General features: G+C 47.6%; 19 protein-coding genes. 10 read left to right on the top strand and 9 right to left on the bottom strand.

What is annotated here, in order from left to right:
- Positions 1-20: 20 nt before the first annotated feature.
- From BLU87_RS03220 to BLU87_RS03185, 8 genes are all read right to left on the bottom strand, one after another.
- Entirely contained in the window at positions 21-1,373 is a 1,353-nt protein-coding gene (locus BLU87_RS03220; protein WP_092344682.1) for an efflux RND transporter periplasmic adaptor subunit, read from the bottom strand.
- Complete coding sequence (locus BLU87_RS03215; protein WP_092344680.1) at positions 1,366-2,676, bottom strand: TolC family protein; 1,311 nt, start codon at positions 2,674-2,676, stop codon at positions 1,366-1,368. The genes BLU87_RS03220 and BLU87_RS03215 overlap by 8 nt, the downstream gene beginning before the upstream one ends.
- Positions 2,677-2,899: 223 nt before the next feature.
- The gene (locus tag BLU87_RS03210) at positions 2,900-4,264 is read right to left on the bottom strand and encodes a sigma-54-dependent transcriptional regulator (protein WP_092344678.1); all 1,365 of its coding nucleotides are present in this window, start codon (positions 4,262-4,264) and stop codon (positions 2,900-2,902) included.
- Positions 4,257-5,351, bottom strand: coding sequence for a sensor histidine kinase (locus BLU87_RS03205; RefSeq protein WP_092344676.1), 1,095 nt, complete (start codon positions 5,349-5,351; stop codon positions 4,257-4,259). Before BLU87_RS03205 ends, BLU87_RS03210 begins: the two co-directional genes overlap by 8 nt.
- A gap of 89 nt (positions 5,352-5,440) precedes the next feature.
- Positions 5,441-5,875, bottom strand: coding sequence for a heavy metal-responsive transcriptional regulator (locus BLU87_RS03200; protein WP_092344674.1), 435 nt, complete (start codon positions 5,873-5,875; stop codon positions 5,441-5,443).
- A 94-nt stretch (positions 5,876-5,969) separates the two neighbouring features.
- Entirely contained in the window at positions 5,970-8,282 is a 2,313-nt protein-coding gene (locus BLU87_RS03195) for a heavy metal translocating P-type ATPase (protein WP_092344672.1), read from the bottom strand.
- A gap of 334 nt (positions 8,283-8,616) precedes the next feature.
- On the bottom strand, positions 8,617-9,456 hold the full coding sequence (locus tag BLU87_RS03190; protein WP_175498252.1) for an MBL fold metallo-hydrolase: 840 nt from the start codon (positions 9,454-9,456) through the stop codon (positions 8,617-8,619).
- A 22-nt stretch (positions 9,457-9,478) separates the two neighbouring features.
- Complete coding sequence (locus BLU87_RS03185; RefSeq protein WP_092344668.1) at positions 9,479-9,895, bottom strand: (deoxy)nucleoside triphosphate pyrophosphohydrolase; 417 nt, start codon at positions 9,893-9,895, stop codon at positions 9,479-9,481.
- Between the two features lie 148 nt (positions 9,896-10,043).
- Here BLU87_RS03185 and ubiE point away from each other — a divergent pair, with 148 nt between their 5' ends.
- Entirely contained in the window at positions 10,044-10,754 is a 711-nt protein-coding gene (gene ubiE / locus BLU87_RS03180) for a bifunctional demethylmenaquinone methyltransferase/2-methoxy-6-polyprenyl-1,4-benzoquinol methylase UbiE (protein ID WP_092344666.1), read from the top strand.
- 20 nt (positions 10,755-10,774) lie between these two features.
- Here ubiE and BLU87_RS03175 read toward each other — a convergent pair whose 3' ends face one another.
- The gene (locus BLU87_RS03175; RefSeq protein ID WP_092344664.1) at positions 10,775-13,891 is read right to left on the bottom strand and encodes a YhdP family protein; all 3,117 of its coding nucleotides are present in this window, start codon (positions 13,889-13,891) and stop codon (positions 10,775-10,777) included.
- Positions 13,892-14,116: 225 nt separating this feature from the next.
- Between BLU87_RS03175 and smc the strand changes: the two genes are divergently transcribed.
- The 9 genes from smc to tyrS all read left to right on the top strand — a co-directional run bounded on the left by smc (position 14,117) and on the right by tyrS (position 24,713).
- Positions 14,117-17,659, top strand: a complete 3,543-nt coding sequence (gene smc, locus BLU87_RS03170; RefSeq protein WP_175498251.1) for a chromosome segregation protein SMC — start codon at positions 14,117-14,119, stop codon at positions 17,657-17,659.
- Positions 17,660-17,691: 32 nt separating this feature from the next.
- Positions 17,692-18,057: a roadblock/LC7 domain-containing protein gene (locus tag BLU87_RS03165; RefSeq protein WP_092344660.1), complete on the top strand. Its 366-nt coding sequence runs from the start codon at positions 17,692-17,694 to the stop codon at positions 18,055-18,057.
- 152 nt (positions 18,058-18,209) lie between these two features.
- Positions 18,210-19,436 (top strand): signal recognition particle-docking protein FtsY, encoded by a 1,227-nt coding sequence (gene ftsY, locus BLU87_RS03160; RefSeq protein ID WP_092345437.1) that lies wholly within the window; start codon positions 18,210-18,212, stop codon positions 19,434-19,436.
- Between the two features lie 30 nt (positions 19,437-19,466).
- Positions 19,467-19,652 (top strand): hypothetical protein, encoded by a 186-nt coding sequence (locus BLU87_RS03155; protein ID WP_092344658.1) that lies wholly within the window; start codon positions 19,467-19,469, stop codon positions 19,650-19,652.
- Positions 19,649-19,942 carry a cell division protein ZapA gene (locus BLU87_RS03150; RefSeq protein ID WP_092344656.1) on the top strand — a complete coding sequence of 98 codons (294 nt, stop codon included), beginning with the start codon at positions 19,649-19,651 and terminating at the stop codon, positions 19,940-19,942. Before BLU87_RS03155 ends, BLU87_RS03150 begins: the two co-directional genes overlap by 4 nt.
- Before the next feature lie 349 nt (positions 19,943-20,291).
- Entirely contained in the window at positions 20,292-20,852 is a 561-nt protein-coding gene (locus BLU87_RS03145; RefSeq protein ID WP_092344654.1) for a 5-formyltetrahydrofolate cyclo-ligase, read from the top strand.
- Positions 20,853-20,894: 42 nt separating this feature from the next.
- Entirely contained in the window at positions 20,895-22,460 is a 1,566-nt protein-coding gene (gene rny / locus BLU87_RS03140) for a ribonuclease Y (protein ID WP_092344652.1), read from the top strand.
- Between the two features lie 99 nt (positions 22,461-22,559).
- Positions 22,560-23,339: a TIGR00282 family metallophosphoesterase gene (locus tag BLU87_RS03135; RefSeq protein ID WP_092344650.1), complete on the top strand. Its 780-nt coding sequence runs from the start codon at positions 22,560-22,562 to the stop codon at positions 23,337-23,339.
- A gap of 81 nt (positions 23,340-23,420) precedes the next feature.
- A complete protein-coding gene (tyrS, locus tag BLU87_RS03130) occupies positions 23,421-24,713 on the top strand; it encodes a tyrosine--tRNA ligase (RefSeq protein ID WP_092344648.1) in 1,293 nt (430 codons plus the stop codon).
- Positions 24,714-25,248 lie beyond the last annotated feature (535 nt).

The raw sequence follows: 25,248 nt of genomic DNA, 5'->3' as shown, positions 1-25,248 counted from the left end.
CTTAACGCCAAGACGACAGGTTAAAAGAGGTCATTGATCGTTTGCTGGGTCATAGGTTCCGCAAATAAATCCTCAATTTTGTCACTCTCAACAGGTTTCTCGTTTTTCGGTTCCAGCATTTTATTGATGGCTTCACGCAAGCGACTTTCGGAATCGAACATGAACTGGGCTGAAACTACAACCTGATCGCCGAGATCCACTCCTGATTTGATTTCGATCATATCGTTGTCCCCCTGGATTCCTGTCTCGACGTCGCGAGGGGAGAATTTCCCCTCACCGAGGGCGATAAAAACCCGCTGTTTGTCCCCCGAATTCAACACCGCTTCAGCCGGAATGAGGAGCACATCACGTTGTGGCTGGGTTTGAATCTCGACATTGACATACATCTCTGGGCGCAGGCTCATGTCTGGATTGGCAAATTCCAGACGTGCTTTGACCGTGCGGGTCTTGGCTTCGACATAAGGATAGAGATAACTGACCATGGCTGGCCGCAGTTTCTCTCCGGCATACGGAAGTAAAACACTCGCTTTCTGACCGATCTTGACGAAAGGCAGATCGCTCTCATAAATATCGGCATAAATCCAGATACGCGAGATATCGGAAATTTCAAATAGTGCCATTCCCGATTTGATATACATCCCTTCATTGACCTTTTTTAGCGAGATGATTCCAGAGTAAGAGGAGTAGAGGGTCATGCGTTTTTGTGTCTGCCCACTTTGTTCAATCTTGGCAATTTGCGTGTCAGAAATGTCCCAGAGCTTTAAGCGTTGACGTGAAGCTTCAAGCAGTCGTTGTGCGCCACTGGAAATGTCTGGAAGGTTACTGTTTGAGAGAGCGTCGGCGTTTTCCTTTGCCAGAATCAACTCTTGTTGGGCCGCGACGAGATCAGGGCTGTAGATGGCAAGCAGAGGATCTCCTTTTTTGACCTGTTGACCTGTTTCGTTGATGTAGAGCTTTTCAACCCAGCCAGAAATCTTGGCATTGACCGAATACTGTTTTGACTCCTCGTAGTCAATCAGACCGACAGTCCTAACCCGCTGCGCGATATCTCCCCTGATGACCGGCGTCGTCCGCACCCCCATGTTCTGAGTGGTCACCGAATCAATCCTGATGGTAGAACCGTTCTGGACGTCATCTTCGTAAACGGGGATTAAGTCCATACCCATAGGTGATTTGCCTGGTTTGTTGCGGATATAGGTCGGGTCCATTGGTGCTGCCCAGTACTTGATTTTTTTTTCTGCAGCAAATGAACTACGGGTAAAATCAAAGTGACGTAAATGATATTCAGATAGAGAGACGACCAACCAGCAGAGCCCGGCGATCATTGTGAATGCCAACGGCAGGGTCAAAAGGGGTAAAAGTAGCTTACGCATGGGGGCCGTCCTTTTTGAGTTGTTGAAATTTTGCGGAAGTAGACTGGTCAAGTCCGGCGGTTGCCCGAAGACGAGCAAGACTGCGGTGTGCATCGGACTGAGCACGTGTTTGATCGATACGATAGCGATAGAGGGTCATGAGGGAATCAGTCAGAGCTAGAAAATCGACTTTATCGACCCGATAAGCAGCCATAGTCGCGTGATAAGTCTGCTCGGCCTGGGGAATGACCCCATTACTGTAGAGATTGATCAGCTTCTGTGCTTGTTGCAGTCGGGCCAAGTTGCGATGGAGTTCAAAATCTACCTGACGAGAAAACTCATCACGTTGACGGTAGGCAAGGCGCAAGGCTGACTCGGCTTCACTCAGCGCTGCACGCCGTTTAGCTACGGGAAAAGGGAGATTAATACTGAAGCCGGCACTAATGGAATCATCTCCACCGTCGGCCAGAGTATCACTGCGGAAACGATAACTGGCCCAGAGGTTAATGTCGGGTCGATAATCGAGTTTGGCAAGTTTGATCCTCTGCTTCTCTTGGGTAATCAGCGCATCAAAAGCAGCAAAAAGTGGACGGTTGTCACGCGCTTGCTGCATCAGATTGTTCAGGGTCGGAATAACGGCGATTTTAGCCGCCACCGGAATCTTCTTTTGAACCAGTTCAGGGGACCCCCCTGTCAAACTGACGAGCTGCGCTTGACTGATTTCAGCGTCGGCTTGTAAGCCAAGGAGGCGATCGTAAAGAAGCGATCTTTCAACTTGCGCTTTTAAGACATTTTGCTGCAGCCCCTTGCCGACTTGATAACGAGTTTCCGTGAGGCGAATCACGTCGTCAAGCAGAGCGATATTGGCTTGAGTCAAAATGATTGCCTGTTTTTGAAAGCTTAACTGGTACCAGTGATCCCGCACCTGTTGACGAATTTGGAGAACCAGATCAGCATATTTTGCTTGAGTCCAGAGTTTCTGCTGCTGGGCCAAATTTCCTCTGGTTGCTAGCTTTCCAGGAAAGGGAAGCATCTGGGAGAGCTTAAAATCGTTGCCGGTCATCGGCGATGTGTCGTTTCTCAGATTGTTGGTCGGATAGTTCAACAAGCTGATCGACAGTTGTGGGTCAGGAAGCGCTGAGACCTGATCGATCCGCGCTGCGGCAATCCCAACTTGTTCTTGGGCTGCATGTAAAGTCGGGTTGTTCTGCTCCGCACTAGTCAGTAACTCTGCCAGCAATGGCGGATCGGTTGGCTGTTCGGCCATTGCTGACACGGTAAAACAGAGACTGACCAGTGCAGCAAAAACAGATATAAATTTCATGGGGGTGTTCTCCTGCAGGGGTTAAAACCGGTGAGGTCGATTGTCGTCACCAAAAACTGCTTCAGAGAAGAACCACTAACATAAACTATGCCAATAAGGTTAAATTTGGCATATCAGACAGTTAGACATTTTTACCGAGGATGTTAAGAGATGGGTTTTGGAGACTATTCTACAGTGACCTGTAGAATAGTCTCCAAAAATAAGGTTTGCTGGCATCGACGATTCAATCTGCCTGACGTTTTTTGGGAATCTGGTATTTCTCCATGCGGTAAATTAACGTGTGGCGGGGAACTTGTAAAAATGACGCTGCTTTCGACTGGTTCCAGTTGTTTTTGTCGAGGGCATTAATAATGGCCTGTTTTTCCAGATCTGCTAAGGCCATCCCCTGTTCAGGAAGGTGCAGATTGTCGGGAGTGACAATGGCCTGACTGTGTTTGCGAATTTTTGCAGGCAGGTTGAGAGATGTCAACCGGTCGTCAATGCGTAGAACCAGCATCCGTTCGATGCAATTACCCAGCTCGCGGATATTGCCAGGCCAGTTGTAACTGCAAAGCATATTCATGGCGGCTTCGTCGATGGTGACGTGTTCTCCCCCCTTCTGGTTCATGAAATGGCGAATAAAAAGGTTGATATCGTCACCGCGCTCACGAAGAGGTGGCAGATCGAGAGTGATCACTGCCAGACGGTAGTAAAGATCCTCCCGGAAGCTTTGCTCGGCAAGTGCCTGTTCCAGATTACGGTTAGTCGCAGCAATAACACGGACCGTGATCGCTTTTGCCGTTCCTCCAACCGGTTCAATGACGCGCTCTTGAAGGACACGGAGCAACTTAGGTTGGAGCGCCAACGGGAGTTCACCGATCTCGTCGAGAAACAGAGTCCCGTTTTCGGCTTGCGCAAACTTACCGGTACGGTTCTGCAATGCCCCGGTAAAGGAGCCCTTAACATGGCCGAATAACTCGCTTTCCAGTAATTCCGCAGGGATTGCTGCGCAGTTAACGGGGATAAAAGGGCCATCAGCCAAAACGCTGAGGCGGTGAATTTCATGAGCGAAGACTTCCTTGCCGACGCCACTTTCCCCCTCTAGCAACACTGTCGAGTTGCTCTTTGCGACTTGATCGAGCATGGTGCGCAGTTTTTCGATAGCAGGACTGTGGCCCAGTATTTGTGATGTATCAGTGGTTGTGTTTTCAATTGTGACAGGGCTTGAGAGGCAGCTATCCCTATATTTCAGGGCACGGGCAATAACCTGCTTAAGCTCGTCACGGCTGAACGGTTTGGTGATATAGTCGTGGGCTCCTTCACGCATGGCCCGAACCGCTTTTTCAATAGTGCCGAAGGCGGTAATGACGATGACGATGGTGGCAGGATTGCGGTCTTTGATACGGGCAAGAACTTCATATCCTGACAGATCTGGCATCTGTACGTCGGTGATGACGACAGTCGGATGTCGTTGTTCAAATAGTTGTAGACCTGTTTCGCCACTGACCGCTGTAGCGACCTGATAGCCTGAGTTTCTAAGCGTGAGTTCGATAACCCGACGCAGAGAGTCATCGTCGTCAATAACTAGAACTGTCTCTCTCTTAGTCATGTTCGCTCCCAGCTGCTGGCAGATTGATGCAGAAAAGCATTCCGGTGCCGTTGTTTTTGGCGTTAATTTTGCCACCGTGTGATTCGATGATCCGTCTGGTGATGGCCAGACCGAGACCAGTACCGCTGTTATAGGTCGAATAAAAGGGGGCAAATATCTCTTCCAGTTTGTCTGGCGCAACGCCGTGACCGGTATCTGCGAAAATGATTGTCAGGAGGTCTTTATCGAAGCGATTGCTGATACGCAGGGTACCACCGTCTGGCATTGCTTGCAGAGCATTCAGGGCGAGATTGAGAAATGCTTGCTTGAGTTGAACCTGTTCACCATTCAGAGGTGGTTGTTCTGTCTCCTCAAAGATTAACTCGACGTTTTGGCCAGTCGCTTGTTGGCGAACCAACTGCAGCACCTCTTCGAGTGTCTGGTTGAGATCAACTTGCTGCTGTTGAGCTTTTCCATTACGGGCCAGAGAAAGATATTGTTCGACCACCTGATTGAGTCGTTGCACTTCGGTGCTGAGAATATCCAAATATTCAATCTTGTCTGGATGGTTTGCTGCCGAATCGCGAAGATTGTCGGAGGACAGTCGGATTGAGGCCAATGGGTTGCGGATTTCATGGGCAAGGCTTGCGGACAGCTCCCCCAGAGCAGAAAGGCGCGTTGCTTTTTCAAGTTGTTGTTCGCTGCGGATGAGCATGTCTGTCTGTTCCCGCAATTGACCATAACTTTCTTCTAAGTTGCGGGCGGTTTCTTGATAACGAGTCTTCTGCAACCACTCTTTCTGTGCAAGATATCCGGTGAGGGCGCCAATGACATTGTAGAGGAGCAGTTCCAGATATTGTTCCAGAGGGAGGTTTCTTTGCTGCCCCCATTGCAGCAAGATGTGAGGCATATAAATCAATGACACCACCAGAGCCACTCCAATGCCTCCTCGCAAGCGGAACCAGAGACCGGCAAGGACGATGGGGATATAGTAAAGCCGTCGGTAGATGTCGTGGTAATGATCAGCATGAATAGTTGTCGAATAGTGTAACCACGAGATGACGGCAATGAACAGGGCGATCGTGAAAATCCGGTAATGAGGTTTCATATGCCTCCTGAATGGAAACTGACTTGTGCTGTCTTTACACCCCGGGCACCTCAAGAAAGCAGATATGACACCCCTTTGAGTTGAATTCCCTATGTTTTTTGACGCGGTGCTTTATCTAACTCTCCTGTCCCTTCCAGTGCGGCAAGAATGGGGCAATCAGCCGTAGAGCCATGACCATCACAGCAGGAATCAAGAGTTTTGAGTGTTTGTTGAATTTTCTGTAAGTCTTTGATGCGAGCATTAATATCAAGAATCTTTTCTTCAATCTGCGTTTTGACGTCCCCCTTTGTTGCATCAGGATCAGCACGCAGAAAGAGTAATTCCTTGATTTCACGCAAGGTAAATCCCAAAGCCTTGGCCCGCTTGATAAAACGCAACCGGACAATCCCCTCATCGGTATAGAGTCGATAATTAGAGGCACTCCTGGCAAGGGGTTTAATCAATCCTTCCCGCTCATAAAAACGGACTGTTTCAATCCCGAGACCTGCTGCTTTTGCAACCTTGCCTATTGTCAACCCGTCCATGTCTTCTCCCTTTTCTCTTGCCTTAAACTGATCGGTTTCCTGTTCTATAAAGTATACTCCAGGGTTAGTTTTAGATGGGAAAAATCATGTGGCCTTATCCCGGCTGAATGACGGGAGCTTTAAACCGTCTCAGCCTTACCGCATTACTGACCACGGTTAACGATGACACCCCCATTGCGGCTGCGGCGAACATTGGATTGAGAAGTATCCCGAAGAAAGGAAACAGAACTCCTGCTGCAACAGGGATCAGCAAAGCGTTATAAGCAAAGGCCCAGAACAGGTTCTGCTTGATGTTGCGGATGGTGGCTTTGCTTAAAGCGATCGCGTTGACAACTCCAGTGAGGTCGCCACTGATCAAGGTGATGTCAGCGGCTTCGATCGCGATATCTGTTCCGGTCCCAATGGCCATCCCGACATCCGCCTGAACCAGGGCCGGCGCATCGTTGATGCCATCACCGACCATGCCGACCTGCCTACCTTCGGCTTGAAGTCTTTCAATTTCGGCCGCTTTCTGATCTGGCAAGACCTCAGCCAGAACCCTATCGACACCCACAGTACGACCGATGGCTTCAGCGGTGTTGCGATTGTCTCCGGTGAGCATGATAACTTCCAGCCCAAGTTGATGTAAGGCCTTGATGGCTCGGGTAGAGGTTTCTTTAACCGTATCTGCAACCGCGATGACACCCACAGCTTTGCCATCGACGGCGACCAGCATCGGGGTTTTACCCTCCTTGGCCAAGTTTGTAATTTGTCCTTCGAGCTCTCCCAGGGAAACTTGATTGTCATTGAGTAAATGAATATTTCCCAGCAGTAGGTTACATCCATTAATTTGTGCTTTGATCCCTTGACCCGGAATCGCGCTAAATTCAGCCACGGGTGCAAGAACAAGATTTTCTCTTTTCGCCCTGCGAACGATTGCTTCACCCAGGGGATGCTCTGAGCCTTTTTCTGCGGATGCTGCTAAACGTAAAAGTTCAGTTTTGTCGAATCCATCAAGAACCAGCAGATCGGTTACGGCAGGTTCCCCTTTGGTGATCGTTCCGGTTTTATCCAGGACAATGGTACCCAACTTGTGGGTTGTCTCTAACGCCTCACCACTGCGGATCAGGATTCCTAATTCGGCGCCACGGCCAGTTCCAACCATGATCGCCGTCGGGGTTGCCAACCCGAGGGCACATGGACAGGCGATGATCATCACCGCAATAAAATTGAGTAACGCATAGGTCAAGGCTGGATCTGGACCAAAAGAGAGCCAGACGATAAAGGTGAGCAGCGCAATCACGATGACTGCGGGGACAAAGTAGGCCGCGATAATATCCGCCATCCGGGCGATTGGTGGTTTAGACCCTTGGGCGTCCTGAACCATGCGAATGATCTGGGCAAGCATGGTGTCCTTACCAATCTTGGTTGCCTTAAAGTGGAAGCTCCCAGTCTTATTGATCGTTACCCCAATCACTTCATCTCCGATCTGTTTTTCGACCGGGATTGACTCGCCAGTGATCATCGATTCATCAACCGCAGATGTTCCCATAATAATGACCCCGTCGACGGGAATCTTTTCTCCGGGACGAACGATAACGGTATCGCCGATGACCACTTCTGCAATCGGGATTTCAATCTCCTCTCCTGCTCTGATGACCCGTGCGGTCTTAGCTTGCAGTCCGATGAGTTTCTTGATTGCTTCAGACGTTTGCCCCTTGGCTCTGGCTTCCAGGAAACGACCGAGGAGAATCAAAACAATAATCATCCCAGCGGTGTCAAAATAGACTTCTGCAGCGATCCCAGCCGCCGTAAAAAGAGAAGGGATAAAGGTTACTAAAACGCTGTAAATGTATGCTGCGCTGGTTCCTGTCGCAATCAAAGTGTTCATATCGCTGGTTCTGTTTTTCAGCGCATTCCATGCTCCCCGATAAAATTGCCAACCGACCCAGAACTGGATCGGCGTTTGCAGGATGAATTGCAGCAGGAAATTGTTCTGTTTGGTGAGGGGAAAAATGGTCGTAAGTCCCATATTGTCCCAATGCATGAGGATAAACAGGGGGATCACAAGAGCCAGTCCGAGAAGAAACTTGAGTTGTAACTTTTTCAATTCTGAATCTCGGCCGTGTTTTTCTTCTGCGACCGGATCGTCAGATTGCTGATCAGCGACTTTATACCCAAGGGCCTCAATTGTCTGGATAAGATTTTGGCGGTCGGTTTGTCCTTGGGAAAACTCGACGGTTGCAGTTTCACTGGCAAAGTTCACTTGTGCGTGGACCACCCCTGAAGTCTTTTTGAGGGTTTTTTCGATCTTGGCAACACAACTTGAACAACCCATCCCGGAGATTGAAAAGCTATCTTTTATGGTTTTGCTGCCGTTATCCGGTTTGACTTTGGTTGCTGGTACGGATGCAAGATTGTGTGCCATGGTTCCTCCCCTTTCATTGCGTCTATCATGAAGCAACAGACCTCTAGCCTTCTTCTTTAATCCAATTCTAAACCTTGTACCAGACTACAGAGTCAAGGGGGTGGGGACGAATTTCTCCCTCTTTGTCGTCAGTGCTTTCTTTCAGTTAAAACGTCAATATTGTGACTGTTGGGAAGGGAAGGGGATGTTGATGTGAAGGTTTTTATGGAACGTCTGGAATCTACCGCTCCAAGTCCCCCAAGTTTCAGCAAAAGGGGGCGTAATTGGTACAGAGAACATCAGAGTGCAGGTTGTGACAACTGAGGAAAAAAGACTTGCGTTTAGCTGCAATCCCTCAGAGGTTAATTTCTCTCCCGACAGAAGCAGAGAAGAAGCGCTTGCCAAAGTGTTCAGACAGTATTTGTGCCCCTCTAAGCCCAGTGCAGTGTGACGCCCCGATCAGGTCTACATCAAGATCATCTAAGCGGTTTAAGGTCGCAGCCATCTGCTCGTCACTACAGAACTTTAAATGGGTGCCTCCGACCACCATATGGATTTTTTTCTGCCCGGTGACCGCAATCGCATGATCAATAATATTCAGCAGACCGGCATGAGCACAGCCCAGCAGGATGACCAACCCTTTTTCAGAATTGATGAATAATGAGAGATCATCGCGGAGTGGATCAGCAACCTCTTCTCCAGAGGCTGACAGGGCCAACAAATTGGGGTCTCCGGTTTCAACTGTGGAGTTGCGTGGGACCTCTCCTGATAACAGGAGATTTTCTGTGACTTGATAAGGGGTGGATGAGAAGATGAAATTAGCTCCCAGTTTTTCCAGCTCTGCTTGCGACCACGGAATGCCAATATTGTGGGTCTTGCCACTGTTCTTGCTGTAATGATCTGAAAACAGATCCGGGTGGGCATAAATGGGAACCTTGCCGGTTGCTTGCAGAACCTGCTTCAAACCGCCAGTATGATCAATATGGCCATGGCTGAACATGATTCCTTGCAATTTTGTAAAATCGATCTCTTTCAGCTTGGCATTGTTGATAATGGTCATGCCGCCGCCGGTATCAAACAAAAAATTTCCATCAGCCGTTTCGATATGACACGAGAAGCCATGTTCACCCAACAACCCATAGGGGCTGACACTATCAACACTGTTCTCACATAGAATTGTTAGGCGAATGCTCACAATATCCCTCCTCTGATTCTGTTTAGTTGGCGTATGTTTCTTGAAGCTTTCTGATAATGGGTTGATCAGCAACCAGAATATCATAGTCGAGAAGGTTTTCAGGTGCAACCCAACTATGATCAGAGACCTCCAGGTGTTTGATAACGCCACTTTTCCATGAACAAAGATATGCCAGGATTTTCACATCCCCCCAAGCGTAACTATGATAGACGGTTTCCAGCAACGCACCGACGGTCACCTCAATATCCAGTTCTTCCCTCAGCTCCCTCTGAAGAGCATATTGAGGTGATTCTCCCGCTTCAATCTTGCCGCCTGGGAACTCCCAAAAACCCCCCAGTTTTTTGTCTTCTGGCCGCAAGGTCAAAAGGATTTTCTGTTGATGCCGGATAACAGCTGCACAGACGTGAACGGGTTGTTTCATGTTAGAATTATCAGCCATTGTAGCTCCTGTGTATTAACGTCTCAGCTCTCAGGACGATTTGCGAATTTTTGTTGGCGACAACCGCACTCTGTGCTAGAAACAGTTCTCTTATCGATCTATTTATAACCGATTGACTTAAGGTCTATACCTACCAGGAGTTATCCCCATGTTTCAGCTATCTGACAAAGGACGCGGTGTCCGACAGATGTTTGATGATATTGCCTACCGTTATGATCTTCTCAATCGATTGCTCTCCTTTGGCATTGATCGACGCTGGCGACGTTTTGCAGTGAGTCAGTTGAGTATCCCCAAAAATGGTCGGGTTCTTGATATCGCAACAGGAACTTGTGATATCGCGCTGGAAGTTGCAAAACAAACGGACCCATCAGTGACCATTATCGGTGAAGATTTTACCCAAGGGATGTTAGTCCAAGGGCAATCGAAGCTCAAGAACTCATCATATGGGACGCGGATTATGCTGGTCAATGCTCCCTGTGAAGAAATTCCTCATCCTGATGAATGTTTCGATGGGATTACAATTGCATTTGGTATCCGCAATGTCGTCGATCGGCAAGCAGGTCTGAACGAGATGTATCGGGTGTTAAAGCCAGGTGGCCGTGTGGTTATTCTGGAGTTTTCCAATCCGCGGAGTCAATTGTTCCGTAAGCTTTACTACTTCTATTTTCAAAAAATTCTTCCCACCCTCGGAGGGCTGCTCTCAAAGCGCAGTGCCTATCAATACCTCCCTGATTCGGTTATTGAATTTCCCTGTCAGGAAGAGTTTTCGGCCATGATGGGGGCTGCTGGCTTCCAACGGCTACAATATGTTGATCAGACCTTTGGAATTGCAACTGTTTATGTGGGTGATAAACGCTAGGTTCGCTGTGTTGCAGCGTGTTATGGGTCCTGTTTTTTAGGCGGATCTTTTTCAAAGATAGAGCCAATATCTTTCATCAACTTTGCTGGTAATCCGAAGGTTCTTTTAAAGATACCGAAGACTGTTGTTGAGACCGAATCAATCGGGATTGCCGTGACCGTCGGTTCTTCACTGGACCCTGTGATTTTAAAGTAAGCAGTGATTAAGGCTTTGTCCGTCCCGGCTAGAACCCAACCCGCTATTGGGATTGAGGTGATAACTTTATCCACGGTGCGCAGGGGCATAATTCCCAAGGTGAAGTCCAAAGCATCATCCTTTAGCGCATGCGTACCCACAGCAGAAAGATTCATGGCTTCGCTGGTAATTTTCAGGTCTTCTGTTGCTAAAAGACCGGCACCAATCTGGACACTCCCTTCTAAGAGCGAAAATGGCATCCCTTCTGTATCCATATCTGGTAACTTGCCAGCAAAAATCTGTGAAATATTGAGGAGGGAAAAAACTTTTGCCAACCCATGGAATTTACGTAATGTTCCATCGCTGATTTGTGCATGTATGCCACCTCTAGCCCCTTGCCAGAATTGGTCGCCTTGCGGGTTTCCTTCCAGATAAAAATCCCCCTTAAGTCGGCCGCTGACGAGCCCCGGTCTATTGAACATATCTTTATGTAAAACGGATGCATCTACATTTTTAACATGTCCTGACACCCTTAATGGGGCCACCTCATCATTGTAATCAAATTCAACCCGGGTGTCACACCAGCCTTCACCATTATTAAACTTAAGCGGGTAGATGGTGAGACGACTGTGATCCGATCTGATAGTTGCTTGTGCGTTTTGAAATAGCAGTCCTCCCAAAGTCCCCTGTTTTGCGTAAGCTTTAATGAGTAGATCTGGCCCTCTGTGTGGTCTTTGCTGCGATTCATTTTGAGGTGTTTCTTTCCCCTTGGAGCTGGCAAACAAATCAATAATATCGAGAACATCCACTTGTTCAGAGTGAATATCCAGGACCGTTTTAGGATTGCTGAAGTCACTAACGTTGCCAGTGACGATTGCCAGTGTATCATCCTCCAGACGCACTTCTACCGGAGAGAAACTGAGCCCCTCAGCATCGATCTCAATGTGCCCACTCAAATCATAAAGGGTGAGTTCTTCGTTTGAAAAGATGAGATCATGGGCGCGGATTTTTTCTCCACTAATCTCCAGTTGCAGTGTCGGATTGTCCCAGTTGCTGAAGACTCCAGAGGCTTTGAAATCTGACTTCCCCAGCGAGGTGAGCAAGTTGTTAAAGGTGAATCCGTGCTTGTTGAAGTACATTTCACCTGTGGTTCTATTGAGATCGGCAACAACAGATGTTAAGTGTGCACTGACATTCTCTAGCTTTAAGGTTCCCTGTAGTTCCATGTCTTTCTGGGCAAGGCTCGGCTGGATCGTCCCCTGAACTTGAAACTTTTCGAGCACTGGCAAGAAAACCCTGAACTTATCGAGGTTGATAGGTTCTGCTGCGAAGCTGAATTCATGTTTTTGTTTGAGTTGATGCCAATAGCCTTGACCTGCAATCGTGGCGTCATTAAGGGTGAGTAAAGCTTGCGCGAATTGCACGTCCTGTTTCTTGAAGTGTCCTTTAAGGGTGAATTGACTTTGGGTTGTCTGACCTTTGTTAAAGACGGTTCCGTAGTCAAAATTCAGTGCGGTTAAGTCGACCTGAAGGAGAAAATCTGGTTCACCAAGCAAGCCAGTTAATTCAAGAGATCCAAGTGCTTTGCCAGAGATGTTCAATTCTTCAGGAAGTGTGAACTGAGACAGGGCGTTTCTGATATCGGCATCAAAGCTGAATTGAGCGTCTATTTCTGGCTGTAGAAATAAGCTGTTTATCTTCCCTGCAAAAGCAACAGCTTGATCATTGTAGGTGAAAGTCCCCTCTCGAGCCTCGAGGGTTTCGTCTTTTAAGGTCAGGTTGACGGCCAGACTTTGAAGATATTTGAACTCAGGACGGTCCCAATGAAGCTGGGATATGGCTATCTCTGCGTTAATCCGAGGGAAGCTGGGTAGAAGTTCAGTCGCGGGCCAGCTCTCATTGACTGTGAAGGTCATTTTGTCCAGTTGACCACGGAGAAAATTATCAGCTTTTGCGACTTGCCAGAGGGTTAACATTTCTGGGGTCAATGCGACATTGTCTGCGCCAATTTTCCCCGCCAGGAAGTGTTGCTCAATTTGTTTGATAAAATAGAACTCTCCACTGAGGGGAACTTTCAGTAACTTTCCTTTGAGTTTAGTGACGGCTTCTTGCTCTGCAGCAGATGTCCAGCGGCCTGAAAGAGAAAAGATCTGATCGTTGTTGTCCGGGCGGTAAAAATCGACCTTGAAAATCGCTCCTGTTGCTGGCATCCCGCGGAAGTTTAAGGTCATCTCCATAAGTTCAGGGAGGATCTTTGAGGGGAGGCCAGGGATTTCTTGGGTGGAAATATTGGTAATTTTAAGTTGTCCTTGTTGTTCTTCATTGCGCCATATCTCGGGATTGCGACTAGATGGCAACTGGGCTTCGAGTAGAAACTGCCCCCCCTTTTTTTGCAATTGTCCACTGACTGTCAGTTGGCCGGTTTTCTCAGGCTTCCATCCCCGCAACAGAGCATTTATTTGCGACAGCTTGAGTCGTTGGACGGCTTTATCTCCCTGAATTTGATCTACCTCTATCGTGGCGTTATGAATACTGAGGATGCGGATTCCCAGAGCGCTGAGGAGTTGTTGGGACGTTCCTTTGCTGGGGCGCTCCGGAAAGGGTAGTGTGATTTTAACCTGAGGATAGTCGATCTGGACGAGGTCAAGGATCAGCTCTCCCTTGAGCAATGGCGCAAGTTTCAATGTCGCGGTGACTCTTGGGACTACGGCTAAAGGAGAGTGAGAGTCGCCGATCTTCAGGTTGTCCAGTGCAAGGGCGAGTCCACGATTGAACGTCAGGGAGCTGTGTCCTATTTGTACCGGTTGCTTTAAAGCAGAACTCATTGTCTGTTCGAGCGAAAGGCGGTAATCGTTCAAATCCAGCTGACTAAGGTAAACAATAAGGAGAGCAACGAGGGAGGCGAGAGCGATCAGCGTATAACAGGCAAACCTGACAAAAACCCGTGCTGACGATTGGTTCATTGGTTGTTCCTGTGATAAATGTTTGCAATGGATAAGATCCCATTATCATAACTGTTCTCATTCCGGCCAGCAAGGACAATACGAGATAGACTTCTATTCTTTACATGGTTTCACCCCCCTGATAGTATGGCGGCCCCGAGTAAGCCTGCTCAGACTATAAGCGAAAGAACTGTCGCCTGTAAGTGTGGATGGTTCAATATTTTAAGGACGCTTCCGCAATCTGGTATGAAGATTAAACGCCTTGACATTCTGGGTTTCAAATCCTTTGTAGACAAAGTTTCCCTTGATTTTGAACAGGGGATTACCGGTGTTGTCGGTCCTAACGGCTGCGGCAAGAGTAATGTTGTGGATGCTATTCGCTGGGTCATGGGAGAGCAGAATGCGCGCCATCTGCGCGGTCGAATGATGGAAGATGTCATTTTCGGTGGCAGTGAATCCCGCAAGCCCCATGGCTTGGCTCAAGTCTCGATTACCTTCGACAATCGGGCCGGTCTCTGCCCGGCAATCTATAAAGATTACGCTGAAATCATGATTACGCGTCGCCTCTATCGCAGTGGTGAGAGTGAGTACCTGATAAATAACACCCCCTGTCGTCTGCTTGATATCACCGAATTATTCATGGATACCGGCGTTGGTGCCCGAGCTTATTCAATTATTGAGCAGGGTAAAGTTGGTATGTTGGTGAGCGCCAAGCCAGAAGAACGGCGCGTCTTAATTGAAGAGGCTGCTGGAGTTACAAAGTTCAAGTCGCGCAAGAAAACCGCTTTGAGAAAAATGGAGGCAACCAAGCAGAACCTGATTCGTCTTGGTGATATTATCAGTGAGGTCAGGCGGCAGATCGGCAGCCTCAAGCGCCAAGCACAAAAAGCTGAGAAGTTTCGCCAGTATCGCGGGGAAACCAAACAGATTGAGCTGAGTTTGGCTGGCAATCGCTATCAGACCCTCAAAGGGGATCTTGACACCGTTTCGCGGCAAGAGGAGGAGCAAGCGACGATACTCGCCCGTCTGGATGCGCGGCTGGAAGAGGGTGACCTGCAACTTGAGGAGCAGCAACTCAAGCTCTCTGCCGTTGAAGCTGAACATCGTCAAGCACAGGAAAAAGTTTATCAGCTTGGTTCCGAGGTGCAGCGGGTTGAGAATGAACGGTTGTTGTTGGTCAGCCAGAAGGAACTTTTCGCGACTCAGGAGCTAGAAATTCAGGCTGAGCTGAAAGATTATGCTAGCAGGTTAGCGGGTCTTGCAAGCGAGCAGCAGCAGTTACAGATTCAGGAAGAGACTGCGTCACAAAACCTGCAATCGTTACAGAGTGAGGTCGCAAGTCTGGAGGCCGGGTTACAAGATAGCTTAGTTCGGGAGAAACAGCTGAATACTCAGTCTGAAGAGTGCCGTAGTGAGTTGATGGAACTGTTTGCGCAGACTAATCGTCTGGCTAATCGGCGGGATGAAATTGACCGGCGGATTATCGCGGAAGCAGAGCGTCGTCAACAATCGCAAGAGGCTGCAAAACAGATTCAGGAACAACAAGAACACCTAGAGGAGCGACGGGAACGGGTTGTCGAACAGTTGCAGCAAGTGCATTCGCAGCAGGAAAATTTAAAAGAGCGGGCCGAAGGGTTGAATGAGCAGCTTGAGCAATTAAAAGAGTTATTTCGCCGTAAGGACGCCGCTCTGAATGAGTTAAAGCGACAATTGGAAAAAAAATACTCCGTCAGGGAGTCCTTGGAAACCTTGCAGCATAATTTTGAAGGCTATGGCGATGGGACTCAATTGCTCTTGCGAGAGGTTGTCGGTCAGCAACACATTTTCGCGGAATTCTTAAAAGTCTCTTCAGAGTATGAAGTTGCGGTTGAGATGGTCTTAGGGGCCAGACTGCAAGCTGTTCCCGTAGAAAACCTTGCCGACGTCCAGTCGATGTTGTCATTTCTGGTCGAACAACAGGCTCGGGCATCATTGCTGGTTTCCCTGGACCGTAATGACGTGGTCACTTATCCCAAAGGTGTACCGCTGGTTGATCTGATCACATGCGCTGCTGAGGCCAGCGATCTGGTCCAACAACTTTTTGCAGGGGTGTTTTTGGTCGATGCGATCTCCAATCACCTTGATCAAATTCTTCCTGCTGGAACGCTTCTCGTTGATCGGCAAGGATCTTGTTTTGATTGGCATGGTGTTTTGACTGGTGGAGCGACAACCACTAGTGATACAGGCATTCTACGTCGACAACGACAACTCGATGAAATAACCCTGGAGATTGAACAACTACAGAACCAGGTTGCGATCGGGCAACGAGAACAAGAGCAGGCACAAGAGGATGTGCTGCAAACGGAAGAAGCTCTGTTGGCCACAACTTCAGAGGCACATCGTTTGGAATTACAGGCGTTGGAGTTTGCGAAGGACAGACAAAGTTTGCAAGCTGAGTATGATTCTCTGAACAAGCGTCTGGCGTTGTTGGTTTTTGATCTGGAACAGATTGATGAAGGGCAGGAGGCGCTGCAGCAGGAAAAAGACCAATTGGCTCAGGGAGGTCAGGAGAGCGAGGCGCGACAACAGCAGTTGGAAGAATTATCCCGGCAACTCCAGGAAGAGATTACTGCGCTCCGAACGACTCTTGATGCGTCTCGAGAAGGATTAACTGGGCAGCGGGTTGAACTGGCTTCTTTACAGCAGCAGCAGCATGCTTTACATGAAACCCTCACGCGAATCAAAAAGCAACAGCAGGATCTGAAGCTGCGGACTGTGCAGTTGAGCCAACGTCGAGATGCAGGGATTACTTCGCAACAGCAAATCGTTGAAAAGGATCAGCGCCTCAAGGTAGAGTTAGATTTGTTGTTGAATCGACGGGAGGGGCAGCAGAAGGATAATGAAGTAGTTCGTGCGCGCTATGAGGAACAGCGTCAGCAGTTGGATGAGTTTCGTGACCAGTTGCGGCGTGTGCGTTCAGAAGCTGAAGAACTGCGGAAGGCTGTCTCCCAGTTGCAACTGCGGCAACACGAATTGCAGGTTGACTTGGATCATGTTCGCCAAGGGGCTCAGGAACGTTATCAAGTTGACTTGTCTGAACATCAAGTCCCCGAAGCGACTGAAGATGAGTTACAACGTCAACAACAACAGTTGCAACGATTGCAGCAACGGATTGATGCGCTGGGTGAAGTTAATTTGATGGCTATTGATGAATATAACGAGCAAGAAAAACGTTACGATTTTCTGTTACAACAGCGTGATGATCTCAATCAATCGCTGGATGACTTGCAAAAAGCGATCAGCCAGATTAATCGCACCACCCGGAGGCGGTTTAAGGAAACGTTTGATTTGGTTAACGAAAAATTCAAGCAGGTTTTTCCGCGCCTCTTTATTGGCGGGCAGGCTGAACTGCGATTAACCGATGAGTCTGATCTGCTTGAGACCGGGGTTGATGTTGTCGCCCAACCCCCGGGAAAACGGTTGCAAAGTGTCAATCTCTTGTCTGGAGGAGAAAAGGCTTTGACTGCTGTCGCATTGATTTTTTCACTGTTTTTGATTAAACCGACCCCTTTCTGTATCCTTGATGAAGTCGACGCCCCCTTGGATGACGCCAACATTGACCGCTTTGCGGACATTGTTCAGGAAATGACAGGCCAGTCACAATTTATTGTGATTACCCATAGTAAGCGGACAATGAGCATCGTCGATACGCTGTATGGGGTGACAATGCAAGAACCTGGAGTTTCGAAACTGGTTTCTGTACGGATGAATAATTTTCAGTTGCAGGAAGGTGCAACTCTTACCGGTTGACATCTTTCTCTCCTTTCATAGTGAGGGTTATTATGCCATTTAAGTCATTATTAAAACGGTTATTGGAAGATATTCCCGGCGCTCTCGGTGCTATTATTGTTGATTGGGAGGGGGAATCCGTTGATCATGTCACTCGTGTCGATGACTATGATATTAAGGTGCTGGGGGCTCATGGCGGCATTATCCTCAGTCAACTTAAGGATACGCTGTCAAGAATCGATAGTGGAGAGCTCGAACAGGTTGTTATCCGTGCGGGAGAGAAAAAAATTTTAATCTCACCGTTAACAGAAGAATATCTGTTGATTCTGGAATTGGGGCAGGCGGCTATAGCGGCTCGTGCTGCATATAAAATGCATCTCTGTGTTGATGCATTGCGTGATGAATTTGTCTTTGATTGATGCTGGTTGGTTTCGATAATATCATTGACTGTGATGATTATTGTGGGAGTTTCTCTGTATTTAAATTAGAGTGGATAGTTTGCTTTTCACTCCGTTTGTTAAAGGTCTGAAAAATTATGGAATGGTTTAAGCTCTTGAATTGGGACACGATCATGCACTGGCTCAATGCTTTTGTTACCTGGCTGTCGCCGTTGTTGGCGTCAGCCGGTGTCCCTGAAGAATATAGATCTATTGTTGCCTTTGGCTTTTTGTATCTGGGGGCGACAGTTGTTGTCCTGTTGTTTGTTTTTATCCTTTTGAAAATATTCGGAGTTGGAAGAAAGCCCCCGAAGGATGACGTCGTCGTTGAGGCCGATGTTGCTGAGGTTTCCGCTGAGGCAGTTGAATCCACAGAGGTTATCGAGACGCAACCCGAAGCCGAAATTGCACCAACGCGAGAATCTGAACCAACTCCTGAACCGACTTTGGGGCTATTTGAGCGCTTTAAGGCCGGTCTCTCCAAGACGCAATCAACATTAGTTGGACGCGTTGATAGCTTGTTGCGTGGGCGCACCGCTATCGATGCTGATCTTATCGAGGAACTTGAAGAAATATTGATTACTGCCGATTTGGGGATGCAGACAACCCAGCAACTGATAGACTCTTTGGAGTCAAGTCGGACGAAGGGGGAACTTGCTTCTTCAGAGCAGGTTCGTCAGTTGTTGATGGAAGAGTTAACTAAAATCCTGAGTTTTGACAGTAAGCCTCTGGATGTGACCAGTGCCTCTCCGTTTGTTATCATGGTTATCGGTGTCAATGGTGTTGGTAAAACGACGACAATTGGTAAGCTGGCTAATCAGTTCGCCCTACAAGGGAAAAAAGTAATTCTTGGCGCTGGAGACACTTTTCGTGCCGCCGCCGCAGAACAGTTGCAAGTTTGGGGAGAACGGGCTGATGTTGAGGTGATCAGCCATACTGAGGGGGCAGACCCAAGCGCGGTGGCTTTTGATGCTGCTAAAGCGGCTGTTGCCAGAAAAGCTGACATCCTTCTCCTTGATACTGCCGGACGGTTACACACCAAGGTGAATTTGATGGCAGAGCTGAAGAAGATGCGTCGGGTTCTTGACCGGGAGATTCCTGGAGCTCCTCACGAAGTTCTTCTCGTTCTTGACGCTACAACCGGTCAGAATGCATTAACTCAGGCAAAATTATTTAACGAAGCGGTGGATCTAGATGGGATTGTTTTGACGAAGCTTGATGGAACGGCAAAGGGTGGCATTGTTGTCGCTATTGCTGCGGAGCTGCAAGTGCCAGTGCGATTCGTGGGGATTGGTGAGCAACTTGATGATTTGCGTCCGTTTGATGCTGAAATGTTTGTCTCGGTGCTATTTGATCGATAGTTTTGCAGCCATGGTTGGGGAAAATCAAAAATGGAAACCTTAGAGCGGCTAGAGAATGCAGTTGAAGCATTGCTGGAACAGAATTGTCATCTTAAGTCTGAAAATAGGGTGCTCCAAACTGAAAAAATGACGTGGCAAAAAGAACGTCTCCATATGCTTAAAGAAATTGATCGGATACTGACCCGTCTTGACGATATTCAGTTGGAGGAGCCGTGAGTCCTAATGTGAAGGTCACTATTCTGGGGCGGGAATATAAGCTACGCAGTCAGGAGTCAGAAGCCCAAATCCAGCGTGTCGTTACTTTTATTGAAGACAAGCTAGCTGAGACAGCTTCGGGGCGATCTGTTGATACGCGAGACTTAACCGTATTGACTCTGCTTAATCTGGCGGGTCAATATCTTCAGTTGGTTGATCAAGAGATTCAGGACAGGGAACAAAAAGAAAAACGATTGCACCAACTCATTGAAGTTTTGGAGCATGCCGTAGCTGATAATTCTGGTTGCTAAAGTTGATAAAATCAATGTATTGTCAACGATCAGGGGCATAATTAAGTTGCTTCAGTTGTCAGGATTTATAGATATATAGGTTCGGCACAAAATAGACGAGATAGACACACACCTCTGACCCAGGTGTTTAACTCCCCGCTTTCAGCGGAGAATTGTAATCCTTCTGTAACCTTTTGTTCTTGTTGTATTTTTCTTGGTTGTGTTTAGCCGGGTGGAGGCTTCGGGAATAAAAATTGTTCTATTGGTACACCAAAACTGGATTGCCTGTTGTTGTCTATTCTCTCTTTCTTTTGTGCCCCTCTCTATCGGTATTTTCTGCGTAAAAAGACCACTTTTTCGGTTACTTATTATGGGTAAAACAGGTATTCGCCAAGACCTTATAAAACGGCGCAAGCAGCTTGATTTGCCGACTTATTTGCGTTTAAGTCAGCAGGCTCAGAGTCAATTGCTGAATTCTGAATGTTTTGACCGGGCAACCACAATCGCTCTTTATAGTGCTATTAATAATGAAGTGGCGACCGGACAAATTTTTTCAGAAGCTCGGAAACAGGGCAAGCGGACATATTACCCACGAGTCAATGGTGATGATCTTGACTTTTATGAAGTGTTTTCCCCTGCCGAGTTGTTGCCTGGATATTTTGGTATCGCTGAACCAGCCGTTGGAGCAAAGGCTTCGGCCTCTCAGTTTGACCTGATTGTTGTTCCAGGGGTCGCATTTGATTTAAGGGGCAATCGGTTAGGTTATGGGCGCGGTTTTTATGACCGACAGTTAGCACAACAAAACAAGGCAACGATTTCAGTTGGTTTAAGCTTTGATCTTCAACTCGCTACGTTGTTGCCAACGGAGGATCACGATCAGACCCTAGATTTTATTGCAACAGAAACAAGGTTCATTCCCTGCCCAAGTTAGCTGGCAGGTTCATTATAACTCTGTAAAGAGAGGATACGAAACGTGCAGACTGAAATTTTAACAATTATATTTGTTTTCGCTGCTTTGGCCTTGGGAGTTTTTCTGGGCATGGTTTTGCGGCGGAAATTGTCAGAATCAGCAGTTAATAACGCTCAAGTTGAAGCTGAGAAGCTGGTCAGCGATGCGAAGAAAGAAGTTGATACACTCCGCAAGGAGGCCTCTATTCAGGCTAAAGATGTTATTCTTCAAGCCAAGACGGATTGGGAACAAGAGGCGAGGCAATTGCGCCGGGAGATACAATCTCAAGAGAACCGCCTTCAGCAAAAAGAAGAAAATCTTGATCGGAAACAGGATCACATTGAGAAAAAAGGTGAAGATTTAAACCAACGAGAAAATCAATATCGTAAGCTAAGTGAACAGTTACAAAAGAAAAGCAGCGAAATAGAGCAGATCTACACGGAGCAGCGCAAAAAGCTGGAAGACATTTCCGGTATGAGCGGTGAGCAGGCGAAGCAGAAGCTGATGGATTCCATGCTGAGTGAGGCGCGCCACGATGCTGCTAAAGGGATTAAGAAGATCGAGGACGAAGCACGTGAAGTCGCTGATAAAAAAGCCCAGAAAATCATGGCGTTGGCCATTCAGCGTTATGCTGGAGATTTCGTCGCAGAAAAGACTGTCAGCGTCGTTCCGCTACCATCGGATGAGATGAAGGGGCGAATTATCGGACGAGAGGGACGGAATATCCGCGCCATTGAAGCGGCGACCGGAATCGATTTGATTATCGATGACACCCCTGAAGCCGTTGTGATCTCTGGTTTCAACCCTGTCCGCAGAGAGGTCGCACGGATCTCTTTAGAGCGACTTATTGCGGACGGTCGGATCCATCCGGCGAGGATTGAAGAATTAGTCGAAAAAGCTCAAGAGGAGGTTGATGAAGAGATTCGTCAAGCTGGTGAGCAGGCGACCTTTGATGTCGGGGTCCATGGTATCCATCCCGAAATCATTAAATTGCTTGGCATGCTCAAATATCGGACCTCGTATGGACAAAACGTCTTGGTTCATTCGATCGAGGTTGCCTTCCTCTGTGGGATGATGGCTGCTGAGCTTGGAGTGAATGTCAAGCAGGCAAAAAGAGCTGGTTTGCTCCACGATATTGGCAAAGCGGTCAGTCACGAGATGGAAGGTTCGCATGCTGTCAACGGTGGAGACCTTGCACGCAAATACGGTGAATCTCCGAAAATCGTCCACGCTATTTCTGCGCACCATGAAGATGAAAAGCCGGAAACCGTGTTGGCTATCTTGACCCAGGCTTCAGATGCTCTCTCAGGAGCTCGCCCTGGAGCGCGTCGAGAGACTCTAGAAACCTATGTCAAGCGCCTGCGTGAGCTCGAGCAGATTGGCACATCCTTCGAAGGTGTAACCGGCTGCTTCGCCATCCAAGCAGGTCGTGAGATCCGAGTTATGGTGTCCAGCGATCAAGTCTCTGATGATTACTCTCATGTTCTGGCAAAAGATATTGCGAATAAGATTGAACAGGAGATGACCTATCCTGGGCAAATCCGAGTTAATGTCATTCGTGAAACCAGAGCGGTGGAATACGCTAAATAACCGCAACTTTTGTCAACTGGATAAGGCAGGACTCTTATCGCGTTTTCACCCTTTGGGTGGGTGTGGTTCGGGTCCTGATTATATATAAGGAGTCTTTTGGTGAAGCTGTTATTTGTTGGCGATATTGTTGGGCGTGCTGGAAGAAAAGCATTGTCCGACCATCTCGACCACTTAATTGATCGACATTTTGTTGATCTGGTTGTTGTTAATGGTGAAAATGCTGCCGCCGGATATGGCTTGACGGCGTCCGTGTTGCGTGAGCTATTTGATGCCGGCGCTGATGTGGTGACGTCTGGAAACCATATCTGGGACAAAAAAGAGATTATGCCGATCCTTGAAAAAGAGCCCCGCTTGTTGCGTCCAGCAAATTATCCACCAGATCTTCCCGGTAGCGGCAGTGGTGTTTATGAAACTGCTGCTGGCACTCAGGTTGGGGTGCTGAATCTCGAAGGGCGGGTATTTATGAAGAATCTCGATTGCCCTTTTCGTGCAGCTGACGATCTCGTGGCAGAGTTGAGGGCGGTAACGCCCATCATTTTTGTCGATTTTCATGCCGAGGCCACCAGTGAAAAACAAGCCCTTGGTTTTTATCTAGATGGCCGAGTCTCGGCAGTTGTGGGAACTCATACCCATGTACAAACAGCAGATGACCGAATTTTGTCCGCTGGTACCGGATATTTAACTGATGTTGGGATGACTGGCAGCCAGGACGCTATTATCGGCAACCAGAAAGAAGGCGCTATGGATCGTTTTCTGACACAATTGCCGGTCAGGCTTGAGGTTGCCAAGAAGGATCCGTTCCTTTGTGGCGTGTTGCTGACGATTAATGATCAGTCCGGTCGCTGTGAAGCGATTGAACGTATTCAACAAGGATCTTAACGGGAGGTTGTCCGTCCCCGAACAATCCAACACGAAATAATAATAAAATGATTATAAAACATTAAAGAGAAGAATACTGAGATGAACTTTATTGAAGAATTAACATGGCGTGGCATGATCCACGACATTACGCCAGGAACGGAAGAGCAACTGCAAAAAGAGATGACTTCAGCCTATGTTGGGATTGATCCCACGGCTGATTCACTTCACATCGGACATTTGGTCAGTGTGATGATGCTCAAGCATTTTCAGATTGCTGGTCACAAGCCGATAGCCCTTGTCGGTGGAGCGACCGGGATGATTGGCGATCCATCGGGGAAATCAGCAGAACGTAATCTTCTCGATGAGGAGACTCTTCGTCATAACGAAGCCTGTTTGAAAAAACAGTTGGCTAAGTTCCTTGACTTTGAATCGACAGCTGCCAATGCTGCTGAACTCGTCAATAATTACGACTGGATGAAAGATTTCGGTTTTCTGGAATTTATCCGCGATATTGGTAAGCATATTACGGTCAATTATATGATGGCCAAAGACAGCGTTAAAAAGCGCCTGAGCGATGAGGCAAAAACGGGATTATCTTTTACTGAATTTACCTATCAGTTGGTTCAGGGGACCGATTTTTTACACTTGTACCGTCATAAAAATTGCAAATTACAGATGGGTGGCTCGGATCAATGGGGCAATATAACCACAGGGACGGAACTTATCCGCCGTAAGGAAAGCGGTGATGCTTTCGCGTTAACCTGTCCACTTATCACCAAAGCTGATGGGGGGAAGTTCGGCAAGACTGAAAGCGGTAATGTCTGGCTTGATCCAAAATTGACAACTCCGTATAAGTTCTACCAGTTCTGGCTCAATGTTTCTGACATTGACGCTGAGAAGTATATTAAAATATTCACCCTTTTAACCAGTGAAGAGGTGGCAACGCTCATTAGGGAACAAGAGGCTGCCCCACACCTGCGACCATTGCAGAACCGTCTGGCTAAAGAGATCACGAGTATGGTTCATGGCGAGGACGAATATGATAAAGCCGTAGAGGCCTCGCAGATTCTTTTTGGAAAGGCGACGACTGAAAGCTTGGAGAAGCTGGATAGGGAGACATTTTTATCAGTGTTTGAGGGGGTTCCAACCTACGAGATTGACAGGGCTAAGCTTATTGCTGGTGTTCCCATCATAGAGTTACTGGCAGCAGAAACGGCGGCTTTTCCCTCAAAAGGGGAATTGCGTCGCACGATAAAGGGAAATGGTCTTAGTCTGAACAAGACTAAAGTGAATGAGCAGGATTATTTGGTGACTGAAGCGGATCTGATCAATGAGGCATATCTGTTGATCCAGAAGGGGAAAAAAAATTATACTATTATTGAGGCGATATAATTTGTTCATATGCTTCGATAGCTGATTTTGAGGTGCTTCGTTGTTGTTTGAGATTTTATATTTTTGTGCTCAAATGATTGTATCCGAGGTGGAACCCATATAAGTCGATACCCCATTAATTATTTGTTCTAATGGTGGAGAAAATAACAACGCCAGATTAGGGGTTTAGTCCGTACATAAAAAAGAACAGTAAAAAACTTGAAAAAACAGTTGACGCGATAGCCAACAATTCGATATAACTTCGCTCCGTTGCCGCGGACACCGGATAAAATTCGGAGAAGAGGGCGACGAAAAAAGCTAAAAAAGAAAAGAAAAAGATTGACGAAGAGGAGTTGTTTGGATAGACTCCTTGCTTGTCGCTTCGCTTCGGCGGGGCAGAAAACCTGGTCTTTGAAAACTAAATAGCAGATGATTAAAAGAGATTGTAAGGGTTCAAGTTAATTGAACAAACAATGGATACAAAACTTCAGAAATATAACTGGAGAGTTTGATCCTGGCTCAGAACGAACGCTGGCGGTATGCCTAACACATGCAA

Origin of the sequence: Desulfuromusa kysingii, from assembly GCF_900107645.1 — a bacterium.
Taxonomy (GTDB): domain Bacteria; phylum Desulfobacterota; class Desulfuromonadia; order Desulfuromonadales; family Geopsychrobacteraceae; genus Desulfuromusa; species Desulfuromusa kysingii.
Note: the sequence above shows the minus strand (reverse complement) of the source record. Positions and strands in the feature narration are given on the sequence as shown.